The organism is Aquimarina mycalae (assembly GCF_029906345.1).
Lineage (GTDB): Bacteria > Bacteroidota > Bacteroidia > Flavobacteriales > Flavobacteriaceae > Aquimarina.
This window is the reverse complement of record NZ_JARYGY010000001.1, coordinates 161,890-177,778: the sequence shown is the minus strand read 5'-3', so window position 1 is coordinate 177,778 and position 15,889 is coordinate 161,890. Positions and strand designations below refer to the sequence as shown.

Annotated in this window: 13 protein-coding genes; all 13 read left to right on the top strand. The window is 32.9% G+C overall.

Going from position 1 to position 15,889, the window contains the following annotated elements:
- The first annotated feature begins 35 nt into the window (after positions 1-35).
- The 13 genes from QBK95_RS00725 to QBK95_RS00665 all read left to right on the top strand — a co-directional run bounded on the left by QBK95_RS00725 (position 36) and on the right by QBK95_RS00665 (position 15,874).
- Positions 36-4,601, top strand: a complete 4,566-nt coding sequence (locus QBK95_RS00725) for an eCIS core domain-containing protein (protein WP_280929502.1) — start codon at positions 36-38, stop codon at positions 4,599-4,601.
- Positions 4,601-5,062, top strand: a complete 462-nt coding sequence (locus QBK95_RS00720) for a hypothetical protein (RefSeq protein ID WP_280929500.1) — start codon at positions 4,601-4,603, stop codon at positions 5,060-5,062. The genes QBK95_RS00725 and QBK95_RS00720 overlap by 1 nt, the downstream gene beginning before the upstream one ends.
- A gap of 58 nt (positions 5,063-5,120) precedes the next feature.
- Entirely contained in the window at positions 5,121-6,416 is a 1,296-nt protein-coding gene (locus tag QBK95_RS00715; RefSeq protein ID WP_280929498.1) for a hypothetical protein, read from the top strand.
- 143 nt (positions 6,417-6,559) lie between these two features.
- Positions 6,560-7,378, top strand: a complete 819-nt coding sequence (locus QBK95_RS00710; protein WP_280929496.1) for a peptidoglycan-binding protein — start codon at positions 6,560-6,562, stop codon at positions 7,376-7,378.
- 38 nt (positions 7,379-7,416) lie between these two features.
- Complete coding sequence (locus tag QBK95_RS00705) at positions 7,417-8,760, top strand: ATP-binding protein (RefSeq protein WP_280929493.1); 1,344 nt, start codon at positions 7,417-7,419, stop codon at positions 8,758-8,760.
- 116 nt (positions 8,761-8,876) lie between these two features.
- A complete protein-coding gene (locus tag QBK95_RS00700) occupies positions 8,877-10,016 on the top strand; it encodes a DUF2891 domain-containing protein (RefSeq protein ID WP_280929491.1) in 1,140 nt (379 codons plus the stop codon).
- 67 nt (positions 10,017-10,083) lie between these two features.
- Positions 10,084-11,304, top strand: coding sequence for an Nramp family divalent metal transporter (locus tag QBK95_RS00695; RefSeq protein WP_280929489.1), 1,221 nt, complete (start codon positions 10,084-10,086; stop codon positions 11,302-11,304).
- 26 nt (positions 11,305-11,330) lie between these two features.
- Positions 11,331-12,062: a 5-oxoprolinase subunit PxpA gene (pxpA, locus tag QBK95_RS00690; RefSeq protein ID WP_280929486.1), complete on the top strand. Its 732-nt coding sequence runs from the start codon at positions 11,331-11,333 to the stop codon at positions 12,060-12,062.
- On the top strand, positions 12,059-12,793 hold the full coding sequence (gene pxpB / locus QBK95_RS00685; RefSeq protein ID WP_280929484.1) for a 5-oxoprolinase subunit PxpB: 735 nt from the start codon (positions 12,059-12,061) through the stop codon (positions 12,791-12,793). The genes pxpA and pxpB overlap by 4 nt, the downstream gene beginning before the upstream one ends.
- Positions 12,790-13,659, top strand: a complete 870-nt coding sequence (locus QBK95_RS00680; protein WP_280929482.1) for a 5-oxoprolinase subunit C family protein — start codon at positions 12,790-12,792, stop codon at positions 13,657-13,659. The genes pxpB and QBK95_RS00680 overlap by 4 nt, the downstream gene beginning before the upstream one ends.
- Positions 13,660-14,017: 358 nt before the next feature.
- Complete coding sequence (locus QBK95_RS00675) at positions 14,018-14,419, top strand: hypothetical protein (RefSeq protein WP_280929480.1); 402 nt, start codon at positions 14,018-14,020, stop codon at positions 14,417-14,419.
- The gene (locus tag QBK95_RS00670; RefSeq protein ID WP_280929478.1) at positions 14,373-15,116 is read left to right on the top strand and encodes a hypothetical protein; all 744 of its coding nucleotides are present in this window, start codon (positions 14,373-14,375) and stop codon (positions 15,114-15,116) included. The genes QBK95_RS00675 and QBK95_RS00670 overlap by 47 nt, the downstream gene beginning before the upstream one ends.
- A gap of 29 nt (positions 15,117-15,145) precedes the next feature.
- A complete protein-coding gene (locus QBK95_RS00665; protein WP_280929476.1) occupies positions 15,146-15,874 on the top strand; it encodes a sensor histidine kinase in 729 nt (242 codons plus the stop codon).
- Positions 15,875-15,889: the final 15 nt, after the last annotated feature.

Here is a 15,889-nt window from a genome sequence, read left to right as displayed (position 1 = left end):
AGGTAGAATAATTATAAGAAGAGAATAAAAAAACAATGTTTAAAGGGGCAACTGCAAATACAACTCAAGCTAAATCAAGCAATGCTTCTCTTTTTCAAAAAGAGAAGGGAGACAGTGCTTTTATACAGCCCAAACTTACCATAGGAAAACCTGGTGATAAGTATGAAGTTGAAGCAGATAAGGTTGCAGATGCAGTTGTAGCTAAGAGAAATGATCAAAGTAATTCATTTTTCAGTCCTACGCCACTTGTGCAAAAGCAACAGGAAGAAGAGGTTCAAAAACAGGAAACAACAGAAAACCTTATTCAACAAAAACCTGTGGTAGAACATATTACTCCATTTGTTCAAAAACAATCAGAAGAAGAACCTATACAAGAAAAAGAAGAACAAGAGGTTCAGGAAAAAACTGAAGGAACATTACAAAAAGAAGTAGTAGCTGACGATCATATTCAACAAAAAATAGAAAATAATATCAGCACTCCTGATCTTCAAAAACAGGAAGAAGAGATTCAGGAAAAAGAGGAGGAAGAAGAACCTGCACCAGCCATTCAAAAGGTGCAAAGGAAATCGAACGGAATTCCAAATACAAATTCTTCTATAGAATCCAGATTACACAGTTCTAAAGGAGGTGGCGCTCCATTGCCTAAAGAAACTAAGAATCAAATGGAATCAGGTTTTGGAACTGATTTTAGTAATGTTAGAGTTCATACGGATACCAATGCCAAGCAAATGAGTCAGGATATGGGAGCTCAGGCATTTACACACGGCAATGATATTTATTTTAATGAAGGGAAATTTGATACATCTTCTGATTCTGGACAACATTTATTAGCACACGAATTAACGCATACGGTACAACAAGGAGGAGGAGTTAAACGTAAAGCTCAAGAGGTAACATCTGCTCCAAAAATGATTCAGGGATCATTTCTGGACTGGATACCAGACTGGATTCTTAATAATGCACGTCATATTCCAGGATACCTGTTGTTTACCGTGATTATACAATATGATCCATTATTGGGTCAACGTGTAGAGCCAACACCTATCAATTTGTTACAAGGTTTAATGGGATTAGTTCCTTTTGGAACTGCAATTTTTGATAAACTACAAGAATATGGGATTATCCAGCAGGCATTTGATTGGGTAAGTGGAAGATTAAGAGAACTTAACTTAACCACACAAGGCATATTGGACTTAGTTGAAGAAGCTTGGGACGAATCGTCTCTAACTACATTTATTGGTACGGTTAGAGATAAATTTAATGAATTACTTAGCCGAATTGAATTATTTGCAGCTTCTCTAATTGATCAGATTATTACATGGATTAAAGAAGCATTGATCGGTGTTGCAGAGCCTATATTAGAAGAAAATCGAGCCTGGTCTCTTATTAAAAAGATTATACACTATGATCCACTTAGAGATGAAGAAGTAGCCGCTACTACTGTTGAGATTTTAGAAGATTTCTTAATGTTGATAGGTAAAGAAACCGAGTTGGAGCAAATGCGAGAACGAGGTACTTTGCAGGAAACCGCAGATTGGCTTGATACGCAGGTAGGAACCTTTATGTCTTTATTAGGAGAGCTGCGAGGTTTAATTAGGGCAGCTTGGGATGCAATTCGTCCGGCAAACTTAACAGAGATAACAGCAAACTTAACAGCATTGTCAGGTCGTGTTACAGGTTTTCTGGAGCGAGTATGGGCATTTGCAGCTACCGTGGCGATAGAAGTACTGAAACTCATTAAGAAAGCATTACTCAGCTGGCTTTCTTCTGTAGCAAATGAAACCAGAGGTTTTTCATTAGTAAAAGTTATCATTGGTAAGGATCCCTTTACTGACGAACGAGTACCTAGAACGGTTCCTAATCTTATCCGAGGATTTATGAGTCTTATGGATGGAGGTGAAGAACAATATGCGCAGATGGTAGAAACAGGTGCAATTGCAAGAATCACGGGAGAAATTGAGGCAGCAGTGGAGACATTAAACATGACTCCAGAATATATTGTACAGTTATTTACAGATCTTTGGAATTCTTTCTCTATTGATGATCTTCTTAATCCGATAGATGCATTTATCCGAATTATTGAGCGATTCGGTGAACCAATAGGCAGACTGATTGCTTTTGTAGCAGAAATAGTGAGAATCGTAATTGTTGCAATTCTGGAAATCATGAACTTCCCATTCGAATTAATCGGGAATATCATTACCAGATCACTGCAAGCAATAGAAGATATCAAAAAGGACCCAATAGGCTTCCTGAAAAATGTACTAAGAGCTATCAAAGAAGGTTTTGTAAAGTTCTTTGACAATATCGTAACGCATTTGATCAATGGTGTAATGGGTTGGCTAATGCGAGAATTGAGAGATGCTGGAATCCCTGAACTAACAGATTTTTCTTTACAAGGAGTTATTAGTTGGGTACTAGAAGTGTTAGGCCTTTCTATGGAAAAGATATGGGAGAAACTAGCAGAACATCCACGTATTGGTCCTGAAAGAGTAGCCAGGATACGAGGAGCAATTAATACATTAGAAGGAATTTGGACATTTATCAAAGATGTTCAGGAACGTGGTATAGCGGCAATTTGGGATAAGATTCAGGAACAACTTAGCAATCTCTGGAATATTGTAATAGATGCAGTGAAGAATTTTGTAATGACTAGAATTATTACACAAATCACTACAAAACTATTAAGTATGTTGGATCCAACGGGTATTATGGCCGTGATTAACGGGGCGATTGCTTTCTTTAATGCAGTTCAGAGTTTTATTCAATATTTGAGAGAGATGTTAGAAGTTATCAACTCATTCGTGAATGGTATTGCCGACATTGCTCAAGGAAATGTGGCTACGGCAGCAGATTATCTGGAACGTACTATGGGGCAATCTATGCCAGTAGTTATTGGATTTCTCGCGAATCAAGTTGGGTTAGGAGGAATCGGAGCAAGAATAGCAGAGATCATAGGATCCGTAAGAGCACTGATAGACGAAGCGTTAACGTGGTTAGTAAATAAAGCAGTAGATACTGGTATGGCATTACTAGATCGAGTAATGGGAAGAACTGGAGGTGAAGAAGGAGAAACCGAACAAACAGATGAAAATTTTGGATTGGAATTAGGATCTGTTGAGTCTACTTTTCAGGATGAAGATGAAGAAGATCATCGTTTATATATAACTTTACTAGGAAATAATGCTACCGTAATGATGGCAAGCGATAATCCTGGAGACTTGGAAGTTAAAATTCAAAATGAAAAAACAAATGATGAATCAGATACGCCAGAACAGGAAACACAATTAACAAGAGCTGATCAGTTGAGAGCGCAGTTAGTGCAGTTTATCCAATCACATTTAACAGGTTCAGAAGAACAAAATGTTGATGCCATAAGAGATGATATACAAAGAAGATTAAATGCTATTAGAGATGCAGTAGTAGCTGGAGGTATTGACAGTGACTTAGAAATTCCTCAAACAGAAGTTACTCATGGAATGAATGGAAATAGAGCGGGTTATGTAAGGGCACATCCATTAACAAATCAAAGTGGAAATACAACGGGAGCCTCTCCAGGAGGATTAGAAATTCAAGGTTGGTCATTAGTAAGAGCATTTGATTATATTTTTAGAGAACAAGAGGGAAGATGGGATTCACAGTTTTGGATTAGATTTCATTTACTACATGATGGGATGCATGGTCCAGCTACATTATGGAACTTAATTCCTGCTCATACAAGGGATAATAGAAATAGGTATTTACCACAAATAGAAACTCCAATTCTTAATCAGATAAACGATAATAAAATAATGTTTTTTGAGGTAACAGTTGCAGGATATTATCCAGGTGTACCAAATATTTATGCTAATCATGAAAAGTTTACTTCGTTATCTGAGGATACTCAAAGAGATTATCATGAACTATATGGAAATTTCCCAACAGAATTAACTGTGAATGCAGGTTATTTAGAAAAAAATGGAGAAGGTTACTTAGAAGGAGAAAAAATTCATGATAATGTAACATTTACATTTGAAGAAGCCTTAGATATAGCAAGAGATCCAAACTCTATTAAGATTGTTATAAACAAAGCTTCTGGAGAATTATCAGGTTTGGGAATATCTACTGGAAATCAATCATACCTTACTCAAGCGGGAAGAAGCAAAACAAATATTTCTGATCTAGTAGATGGATATTTTACCGAAGATACCGAGAGAAGTATTGACAGTGTGATCACATATTTAGAGCAAATTATAAGTGCCTTAAATAACAATAGTGAAGCTTATCAAGATGCTACTATTCAATTATTTGAAACGAGTACATCCAAAGAAGCAGATATTTCTGCACTGCAGAGTAAAATAGAAAAATTACAATCGATCAATAATTCCTATACAGCAGCAGCTGTATCTGCTGTTAAGACCCAAAAAGGAATAAGTGCGAGTGCTTTGTCACGTTTGATTTCAGCAGATTTTTCAGATAGTCAAGATATTTCTATAGATGGCATTGATTTTAGATTGGCAAGTAGATCTGAATTTGCATTGAGACAAGGTATAAGCGGAAATAGACCGCAATCAGCACCATATAATTACCAGATAATACAATCTATAGAAAATAATACATAATGGAAAAACGCTTTGATATAATTAATTTAGAAAGGATAGAAATTGATTTAACTTTATATAAGTTTTTTAATGAAAATTATACTCCAATAGATAATATATCAAGTGGATATCACAGGTTATATTATGTTTATGTAGTATTTGACGAGATAGAATGTAATGGAATTGATTGGTTTTTGAATTCAAAAATTGACAAGGATGAGTTTTACAGTTCAATAGATTTTTTTGGTAGTGACTTTCAGAATGAAATTTATAATTTGATTAATACAGATTTATTTCAGGAAAATAACAAGATATCTAAAGAGGATATCCTAGAGAATTTGGTCATTTTTATGGATAAAGTTCAAGATCAAGCGGTTTCTTGGATAAAAAATAATCAACAAGTATTAGATTCTATTATAGACGAGTTGAATAAAATTTATTTAGAATTTACTTTACCTATTATGGAAAAGAGGTCTAGATAAATAAAACTATAAACCATATATAGAAATATCTGAAAGAACATATTATTTAAATAACAGAATGTTTAGAGAAGTAAACAAACATACTACTAATGCTAAAATAGATCAGCAACATCTTTTTCAGAAAAGAGAAGGCGCTACTTCCTTTATCCAACCTAAACTAAACATACAAGAATCTGGAAATACCAATAAACAAGTAGTTACAGATAAGTTTATGGAAAAACAAAGTAATGAAAATAGTATGTTCTCTAGTTCATCAGTAATACAAAAACAACCTATTGAAGGAGTACAGAAAAAGGAAGATGATGAATGGCATACAGATACATTTTCAGGAAACAACTATATGTCTTATGAGATTCAGGTAATTTTTCAAAATCTAGATAAAAATGCTGCGTATGTAATCCCAGAAGAACATAAGGATGTTTTTGACGAATGGAAAAACATCTTAATAGGACAAAAAAATAACCTAAATAACAAAGAAGGTAAAGAACAGATTGTAAACATTTATAAGTTAATTATTGCTGCTATTCGTAATGGCAAGTTTCCAAAAAAAATGATGAAAACGATTAAAAAAGGAGATGTCGTTTTTAAAGCAGCAAGTGATTGGAATAAGGATGCTGAAAAATCATGTCAAACCATTTCGGAAGATGATTTAATAGCAATTTTTAAAGAAGGCGATCTTTTTAAACAATTAGAAACTAATGAACAAGGTCGAGCTTGCACAATGATTGAAAACAATCAGTGTTTAAAGAATAAAGATGAGTACCTTAAGTTTTTGAAAGATAAAAAGATTGTTGGCCGTATCAATGAAGCATTTCGAATCATGGGAATTGATACTATTAAATCACAAGCAGTTTATCTAGCACACTCAGCAGGAGAAAGTAATAATCTAATGAGTCTTACAGAAACCAAAAATAAGTGGATGGATAAGTATAGAGGAGGTGAAAAATATAGAGGAAGAGGAGCTTTTCATACAACCCATAAAGATGGATATATAAAAGTTTTAGCTTATATGGACGCGTTGTTAAGCAACGATGCTATTCCAGAAAAAGACAAAGAAAAAATAAAGAAAGCATCATCTGCCATCAAAAAGGATGTAACTAAGGCTTCAGATCCTGAATTTACGTTTATTTTTTCCGCTGCGTATATGCATATGGCTGGAGGAGTTGCAAAATCAGGTAATGTTTCAGAATCTCCATCATTCTTAGGAACAGGACCAGAATCTAGTTGGGTAGCTGGACAAAATATCAATGAATTAAAGGAAAAAGAGAAATTTAAAGGTAGAGCAAAGTTAAAAGCTGAGGTCTATAAGAGTGCAATAAACATTCTAAACAAAAAAAAGTGTTCCACAGAATAATAAAAATCTGTCTTATTACAACTATAGAGAGTTTTATATAAGTATTCTCAAAAATGTAGGAAAAACCCCCTAAAAATAATAGTTTTTTACCCCATTGAAAACCAGTGAAATAAAGGTAAATTTATATTCTAAAGCGATCAAGGATGAAAAAAATAGCATACCAAAAGGAACTTGTTATCAAATCTACTCAGAAGAGAAAGGGAACGAATAATAACAAAAAAGATGTGATGAAAATTCAGTCTTGGTTGACCTTATTTTCTATTACGAACCCTAGTAGCGGAACTGCAACAGAAATTGATGGAGATTTTGGTCCTGCAACAGAAAGAGCAGTGAAAAACTTTCAGGATTCCAATGGTGTACAAAGAACAGGAATTGTTGATCAGGTACTATTTAATGCACTTTCTTCTGGTTTAAAAGAAGCTTTTGAAAAGCCTTTAGTAAGCAATAATCTAAGAGATTTGATGGTAGAAGTAGCAGAAAATCACCTAAAACAACACCCTTTTGAACTGGATATACAGGGACAATCTAATAGTGGTCCTTGGGTGCGAAGTTATATGGATGGTCATGACGGATCTCCTTGGTTCTGGTGTATGGGATTTGCGCAAGCTATACTAGATCAAGCATCAAGTGCTTTAGGTAAAAATTTTAAAACGTTGATGCCGCTTACCTACAGTTGTGATACAGTAGGTAATACTGGTTTAGAAAAGGGACTGTTATCCAGATACCAAAAAATAAGAAAAGACCCTTCAATTATTAAACCAGGAGATATTTTTCTTATTCAAAAATCACGTTTGGATTGGACTCATACAGGTATTATTACTTCAATAGACGGTGATGTTATAGAAACTATAGAAGGAAATACGAATCATCAAGGCTCTAGAAATGGAATTGCTGTTATGAAAAGAACCAGAAGCTATAGAAGATCCAAAATAGATGTATTTTCTATAGCACCTTTGGTATAAGGTGTTCCAATGTCACCAAAAACAATAAATATAATCGTATGAAACACGTATTAGCTCAAAATACAATACATTTTAATAGTAAATTATCTTTTTTAAGAGAGGTGATCGAATATCGTTTAAAAAGCGAATTTGGAAACGAATCACTTGTTTTTCCAAAGTATGACAATATTGTTTCGGACGATTCCTTATTTTCAATATTTGTTAGAAAAAAACAATTATCCTTAGAAGAAGTAATTACCTTGTTACTAGCTATAGTTCCACATGTAGCACCTAATTTTTTCACAACGATCATATCTGATTTTTTACCCAATGGAGGAGAACTACCTGAATTTGGAGGAGTAAAAGGAAAAAATCATAGAGGAATTATACCTACTGGAGAAACCGTTCAGTTCGTAATTGGCGGAAGTGATGTTCAAAAAAGAATACAGCTTACAGAAATGTTTTATGAAGATCATCTGTTTACTCAAGAAGGTGTGTTATATATGGATGCAGTGCCATCTGGCGAGCCCAGAATGAGTGGGCGTTTAATTATGGATGAAGAGTATATAGAGTTGTTTACAACAGGCAAACTACTAAAACCGACAATGAGTAAAGATTTTCCTGCTGAACGAATCGAAACGCAAATGAATTGGGATGATTTGGTACTACAAAGTAAAACACTGCATCAAGTAAAAGAAATAGAAACCTGGTTAAATTATAACGAAATAGTATTGAATGATTGGAATATGAAATCTAGGATTAAACCTGGGTATCGTATAATGTTTTCAGGCCCTCCAGGAACTGGAAAAACTCTTACTGCTTCACTACTAGGCAAGTATACAGGAAAAGATGTATATCGTATAGATTTGTCTATGATTGTTTCTAAATATATTGGAGAAACAGAAAAAAACTTATCCAAACTCTTTGATAAAGCAAAAAATAAGTCATGGATCCTGTTTTTTGACGAAGCTGACGCCATTTTTGGTAAACGTACGAATGTAAGAGATGCTCACGATAAGTATGCTAATCAAGAAGTTTCATATCTGTTGCAGCGTATAGAAGCACATTCTGGACTGGTTATTTTAGCGTCAAATTTTAAGAACAATATTGATACTGCGTTTACACGTAGGTTTCAATCTATTATTGAATTTGAAAACCCATCGTATAAAGAACGACTAGCACTTTGGAAGAAAAATTTACCAAACAAGATAACTTTGAATCCTAACGTTTCTTTAGAAGAAATATCCAAAAAATATGCACTTACAGGAGCTAATATTATCAATGTAATACAATATATCTGTCTTAAAACCTTAGCGTCCGAGCACGAAGAAATTCAACTTGAAACCATACTCGAAGGAATTAAAAAAGAATACCTTAAAGAGGGTAAAATGGTCACGATTTAGTAGTTTATGAACTATTCATCTATGTTATCAACAATCATATAGATTAACAATAGGAAATCAATATTTTTAAAAAGCAATCATCTTTTTGGTTGGGAAAAGTTTAAAAATATAGATATATGAATCGATTCGCAATACTGTTTTTTTGGATCACAATTGTAGGTTGTAATACATCAGGCACTTCTAATAAGGACCAATCAGAATCATCTTCAGCAATTGAAAAGAATACTTCCGAAATTGTAATAGAAAAACCGTTAGTATTAACAAAAAAGCAAGCTGTTACTTTAGTAGAGTTGCCCTTATCATGTATAGATACAGAGTATCCTAATAAACTAGGGCAGACCATAGGCGGAAAAGAAGATATTGCAGAACCTAAAATTTTGCATCCAGCATTTTATGGGTGTTTTGATTGGCATTCTGCAGTTCATGGGCATTGGTCTTTGGTGAAACTACTAAAATCCTTTCCAGAAATAGAAAAAGCAGCTGAGATAAAAACTATGCTTTTGACTAGTATATCTAAAGAGCACATAGAAGCAGAGGTAGCATACTTTAATGGAGTGCATAATAAATCCTACGAGCGAACATATGGTTGGGCTTGGTTGTTAAAACTTGCCGAAGAAATTCATACTTGGGAAGATCCAATAGCCAAAGAACTGGAACGTAATTTACAACCGCTAACAGATGTAATTGTACAACGTTATATAGAGTTTTTACCAAAATTGAAATATCCAATTCGAGTGGGAGAGCATACCAATACTGCATTTGGATTATCATTTGCTTTTGATTATGCCAATAGTGTTCAAAACGAATCTCTTAAAAACGCGATTTCTACCAGAGCAAAAGCTTTTTATAGTAATGACTTAGGTTGTCCAATTGTATGGGAACCAAGCGGGTATGATTTTTTATCCCCTTGTTTTGAAGAGCTGGATATTATGAGGAGGGTTTTAGATGAATCTTCTTTTAAGAAATGGATTAGTGATTTTATGCCACAGCTTAAGGATCAAAATTTTAACATCGCAGTGGGTGAGGTTTCTGATCGTACCGATGGAAAACTGGTGCATTTAGACGGACTTAATTTTAGTAGAGCATGGGTGTTATATGGATTGGCAAGTCAATATCCAGAATATAAACATCTTATTAATGTTGCCAATCAACATGTAACATATTCATTACCTAATCTTGTTGGTGATAGTTATGAAGGAGGACATTGGTTAGGTTCTTTTGCTATTTATGCACTTGATAATGAGATAGAAAAATGAAATTAAAATGTTTCAAAGAAATCAGAAATAATAAAAGAATACCTATGTATAATCATAATGCGAACATATGAAAAAATGGTTTTCTAATATTGGCCCAGGAACGTTGGTAACTGCAGCGTTTATTGGTCCTGGAACAGTTACAGTATGTACATTGGCTGGTGTTAATTTTGGATACAGTGTGTTATGGGCGTTAGTATTATCAATAATAGCCTGTATCGTGTTGCAGGAAATGGCTGCTAGACTTGGAATAATTACACAGAATGGATTAAGTGAAGTTTTAAAATCACAATTCAGCAATAAAGTAGTTCGATGGGGACTTATTATAATTATTCTTTCAGCTATTTTTATTGGTAATGCGGCATATGAAGCGGGTAATATTAGTGGAGGAGTACTTGGTTTATCAACTATTTTTGGATCACCAACTATAGAGATAGGAACTATTTCTATAAACTATATGAGTATTATTATTGGAGTAATAGCATTTGTTCTTTTGTACATTGGAAATTACAAAATACTAGAGCGAAGCCTTATTGTATTGGTGTTATGTATGAGTGTAGCTTTCATTATAACCGCAATAGTTACTAAACCTGATTTATCTCTTTTATTGAAAGGCTTTATACCTGATTTTTCGGCAGATAAAACATTGACCATTATTGGATTGGTAGGAACAACAGTGGTTCCATATAATTTGTTTTTACATGCTTCTTTGGTGAGTGAAAAGTGGAAATCATCTGATGACCTTTCCTTGGCGCGTAAGGATACCATTGTAGCTATTGTGCTAGGCGGATTGGTATCAATGGCGATTATCATTGCTGGAGCAGCAATACAAACTACAGAAGTCAATAATGCTGCCGATTTGGCAAAAGGGTTGGAACCTGTTTTTGGATCTATGGCTAAATATGTGTTATCGATGGGGTTGTTTGCCGCAGGAATTACCTCTGCGATTACGGCACCTTTAGCCGCTGCTTATGTAGTAAAAGGATGTTTAGGATGGCAAGATGGACTTAAAAGTAAATCCTTTAGATCTGTATGGATATTTATATTATTGATGGGTGTTTTATTCTCTTCTTTGGGAATTAAATCAATTGTAATAATTCGATTTGCGCAAATAGCAAATGGCCTATTATTACCTATAGTAGCAGTCTTTCTTTTATGGGTAATGAATCAGAAGAAAATATTGGGGAATTATACAAATTCATGGAAACAAAATTTGATTGGAATTTTGATTTTAATCATTACTTGTTTTTTAGGAATTAGAGGGGTTTGGAAAGTTCTTGAAAGTATGTAGGAAAAATTAATAATATTTGTAAGAAATTGAAAAGAATTTTGTTAAATGCAGATGTTGGAGAAGAGGCAGGTTTTGATGAACAAATCATGCCCTTTATTTCATGGTGTAATATTGCGTGTGGAGTACATGCTGGAAATGATGAAGTGATCAAAAAAACAATTGAACTAGCATTACAACATCATGTAAAAATAGGAGCACATCCTTCTTATCCTGATCGTGAAAATTTCGGTAGATCTGTCATGGATATTTCGCCCAATGATTTATCGGAAACTTTGATGTATCAAATCCAAAAGGTAAAATCTTTTACAGAAGAACAAGGTGGTAAACTTCATCATGTGAAACCTCATGGAGCATTGTATAACGAAGCAATGAAAAATGAAGTGGTGGCAAAATCAATTATCCAATCAATAATAAATATTGATAAAAGTTTATTATTAATATCGCCTAAAGATTCAATGATTTCATATCTTTGTAGAGGTTTTATTGATGTGAGATTTGAAGTTTTTGCAGATCGGAATTATAACAGTGATTTAACCTTGGTTTCTCGTTCTGAGAAAAATGCTGTGCTGGTAAATCCTAAAAAAATTGTTGATCATATATTAAGGATGATTGTAGAAGGAAAAGTAAAAACAATAAAAGGAGAGGAGCTTTCGATTTTTTTTGACACCATTTGTGTGCACGGAGATAATCCAAAATCTGTTGAGATTTTAGCATATATATATGAAGAGTTTACTAAGCGTAATTTTGTGTTGAAATGAAAAAATCTAAAATTAAATTTCAATATAAACGCTATGGTGAGAGAGCAATTTTAATACAAGGGCCATCAAAAGTTGATGAAATTCTCTTAGAATCTTTGCTTTTTTACAAAAAATCCATAGAAAAATTTTATGATAAAGTAATTATTGAAGTAATTGTATCATATAACTCGTTATTAATTTATTATGTATCTACTATAGAAAATATCTATAACGAGATTTTAACACTAAAATCATTGTTTTTTGAAGACGTTAGTGATTTGGGTTTGAAAAAACGCTTGTGGAAAATACCAGTTTGTTATAGTGTTAATCTTGCTCCAGAGCTTCAGTCTTTTTCGTCGAAAAAATCATTGAACATTGATGAGGTAATCTCGTTACACACTACTCCATTATACACAGTATATTTTATTGGGTTTTTGCCGGGGTTTTTATATTTAGGTGGATTGAATGATCGTTTGGTTACACCTAGGAAATCTGTTCCAAGTTTAAAATTGGAAAAAGGATCTGTTGCAATTGGAGGAAATCAAACAGGAATTTATCCATGTGATAGTCCTGGAGGTTGGCATGTAATTGGTAAGACGCCAGTTCAATTTTTTAATGTAAAAATTGATGATTGTTGTTTTGCTAATCCAGGAGATAAAATTAAATTTATATCGATAAAAGAAAAAGAATATAACGATATAAGATTGTCAAATAATTCTGTATTTTACATTCCTGAATATGATATTTTATGATAGGTGAGTTAGAAATAATATCTTCAGGTTTATATTCTTCTATTCAGGATAAAGGACGTTTTGGTTTTTCGAAATATGGTGTGCCAAAGAGTGGAGCAATGGATATGCGAGCTTTGTATTTGGCTAATGCTATTTTAAATAATAATGAAAATACTGCAGTAATAGAATGGACAATGATTCCTCCTGTATTGAAATTTCATGGCGATACTATTATTTGTATTACGGGAGCTGAATGCACCCCTTTTTTGAATGATGAAATTCAAAAAATGAATTATCAATTTAGGGTTAATAATGGAGATGTTCTGAAGTTGAAAAATATCAAAAAAGGAGTATTTGGATATGTAGGAATAAAGTTTGGTTTTTTGTCAGAATTTATTCTTGATAGTAGATCGCAATATAATCTAATTACTAAAAGTGGATTTCTTAAAAAAGGAGATGTTATTTCATATCGAAGTTGTGCTGATTCTTTAGCGAAAAATGTAGTTATAAAAACATCTTTTTTTTTACATGAAAATAGAAGTATTGAGGTGTATGAAGGTCCAGAATTTGATCAGTTATCAGATAGTCAAATTAAGGATTTGTTAGATATGAAATTTACAATTTCTAATGATCGAAATCGTATGGCAATTCCATTGAATGAATCCTTAAAAAATGATCTTTCTTCTATGTTGACTTCTCCTGTATTACCAGGAACGGTTCAATTAACTCCATCAGGACAATTAATCGTTTTGATGAGGGATTGTCAAACTACAGGTGGTTATCCTAGAATTTTACAATTAACAGAAGATTCCATCAACAGAATTGCGCAAAAGAGAGTTGGGGAGCATATTAATTTTGAAATATATAGTGGCGTGGAGATAGGATAAGTTTCTTGTTTATATGATGCCCTCTAACGGATAAAAACTAGCTAAGCATTGTAAGGCTAGGCTTTCTTGTTTGTTTATAGAAACCACTTATGCTTAATAATTTATTTGTATTCTATAATATGGATTGTAATAAAAATCTATAGATGATTTAGGGGAAATACACCTTGCTGTTATAGGGGGAAAACCCCCTTGAATTATTTTTTTTATTTTTTTTAACATATATTTAAGTTTCTGATAATCAATACTTTGAACATACGGTTTTACCGTAAAAAAAAATCAAAAAAAGGGTATGGCTATTTGTGAGAAATATTATTAATTGGATATATTAGCAACTATAAACCCAAAAAATATTTATGTCATGGCAAAGAAAATACAAAAACCTGAAAAATGTATTAAAGTAGAAGAGGCAAGAGAGCTTCATAATAACTGGTGTAAGAAAAGAGGAAAACGCCTTCAAAAAAAATTAGGATTTGAAGATGCACGAGAATTTCATTGGTCGGTGGCTGAGCTAGAAGAATATTTGGCCTATGTAAAACAAGAATCTGAAGAACAAGGGATTAAGGATCCAGGAATTCGAGTATATTTAGGTTCATATCCTAAATCTAAATGTAAAATGGGCAAAGGGTATTCTACCTTGTTTTTTGCTCCGACAGGTTCTAGACCTGGAGCTTCAGGTAAAGATGGAGGGGATCCTGAAAATAATTATGAGATAGATGCTTTTAATAGGGGTGGAACAGGTCATCCACCAAAGATTTATTAAAATGTTTTTACTGATTATTAATTTTTTCGAAATCGTAACAGCGATTTTTGGAACAGTTTATATTAAAAAGTATCGGGAGGATAAAATCTCTCGGTACTTTGTTTATTTTTTATGGTTTACTGCTTTATTTGATACTTTCTTTGGGTGGATGCCTTCATTAATTGAGAATTATGATCAACTATTTTTCTTAAAAGATACTTTTTTATATAAAAATCATTGGGCTTATAATTCTTATGATATAATAAGTTTTTCTTTTTATCTTTTTTTCTTCTTAAATTTTATTGAATCAACTAAGGCAAAGAAAATAGGTGTTTATTCTATAATTTTATTTATAGTAACTTCTTTATTAAATTTGATCCTTTCTGGTGTTTTCTTTGAGTCTCCTGCTTTGTTTAGTTTGATTTTGGGAACATTATTGTTATTGTTTTTTATTATATATTTTTATTTTCAAGTATTGCAAAGCGACAAAATCTTAGATTTTTATAAAATCCTTGTATTTTATATTTCTGTTGGGGCATTGGTTTTTCATATATTAGTGAATCCAATATTTATTTATGGAGAATACTATAGTAATACTAAAAGCCCAGAATTTGTTGAAATCTATAGGTCAATATTAACTTTCGCCAATATTTTTATGTATACTTGTTATACGATTGGTTTTATAGTATGCTCGAGAAAGAACAGATCTTATTATTAGTTTACTTTACCGTTATTATCTTATTTTTTATGATATTCGGTATCATATTCTTTGTTGCTTTTCAGCGTCGAAAAAACAAATTATTGCTAGAACGATTTAAAGCAAAGCAGCGTTTTGAGGAAGAACTACAAAACTCTAAACTAGAAATTCAGGAACAGACACTTAAGAATGTAAGTTGGGAACTTCACGATAATATAGGGCAATTATTATCTACTGCAGTAATGCAGATTAATATTGCGAGTACTACGCTAGATGCTAAAGGAAAAGAAACAATAAATGATATTAGAGGATTGGTGGGTGATAGTCTTCAAGAGATCCGAAACCTTTCTAAGACCCTAAACCATGAGGTGATTCAAAACATAGGATTAGAGAAATCTATACAAGTAGAATTAGATCGATTTAAAAAACTTAATTTCTTGACTCCTGAGTTTATTGTATCAGGAGATGAAGTGCATATTAATCCTAAAGATGAAATCATTTTATATAGAATTATTCAGGAGTTTTTCTCAAATACTATAAAACATGCCGAGGCATCTAATTTGTTGGTGAAACTTGAGTATACAAATAAAGATCTTATTATAACTGTAAAAGACGATGGCGTAGGATATGATATGGAGTCGGTACAAGCTAATTCTGGATTGTTAAACATGAAAAGTAGGGCAGCGATAGTAAATGCAAAACTGGATTGCGTGGCAGAACCTGGAAAAGGAGTGTTGCTTACATTACGATATCCATTTAAAGAAGAAGATAAGGTATAATAAAATAAAATTAAA

What these genes read in the sequence shown, in the direction of transcription:
- QBK95_RS00725 (WP_280929502.1), top strand. Translation starts at nt 36, where the DNA reads ATGTTTAAAGGGGCAACTGCAAATACAACTCAAGCTAAATCAAGCAAT.
- QBK95_RS00720 (WP_280929500.1), top strand. Translation starts at nt 4,601, where the DNA reads ATGGAAAAACGCTTTGATATAATTAATTTAGAAAGGATAGAAATTGAT.
- QBK95_RS00715 (WP_280929498.1), top strand. Translation starts at nt 5,121, where the DNA reads ATGTTTAGAGAAGTAAACAAACATACTACTAATGCTAAAATAGATCAG.
- QBK95_RS00710 (WP_280929496.1), top strand. Translation starts at nt 6,560, where the DNA reads ATGAAAAAAATAGCATACCAAAAGGAACTTGTTATCAAATCTACTCAG.
- QBK95_RS00705 (WP_280929493.1), top strand. Translation starts at nt 7,417, where the DNA reads ATGAAACACGTATTAGCTCAAAATACAATACATTTTAATAGTAAATTA.
- QBK95_RS00700 (WP_280929491.1), top strand. Translation starts at nt 8,877, where the DNA reads ATGAATCGATTCGCAATACTGTTTTTTTGGATCACAATTGTAGGTTGT.
- QBK95_RS00695 (WP_280929489.1), top strand. Translation starts at nt 10,084, where the DNA reads ATGAAAAAATGGTTTTCTAATATTGGCCCAGGAACGTTGGTAACTGCA.
- pxpB (WP_280929484.1), top strand. Translation starts at nt 12,059, where the DNA reads ATGAAAAAATCTAAAATTAAATTTCAATATAAACGCTATGGTGAGAGA.
- QBK95_RS00680 (WP_280929482.1), top strand. Translation starts at nt 12,790, where the DNA reads ATGATAGGTGAGTTAGAAATAATATCTTCAGGTTTATATTCTTCTATT.
- QBK95_RS00675 (WP_280929480.1), top strand. Translation starts at nt 14,018, where the DNA reads ATGGCAAAGAAAATACAAAAACCTGAAAAATGTATTAAAGTAGAAGAG.
- QBK95_RS00670 (WP_280929478.1), top strand. Translation starts at nt 14,373, where the DNA reads ATGCTTTTAATAGGGGTGGAACAGGTCATCCACCAAAGATTTATTAAA.
- QBK95_RS00665 (WP_280929476.1), top strand. Translation starts at nt 15,146, where the DNA reads ATGATATTCGGTATCATATTCTTTGTTGCTTTTCAGCGTCGAAAAAAC.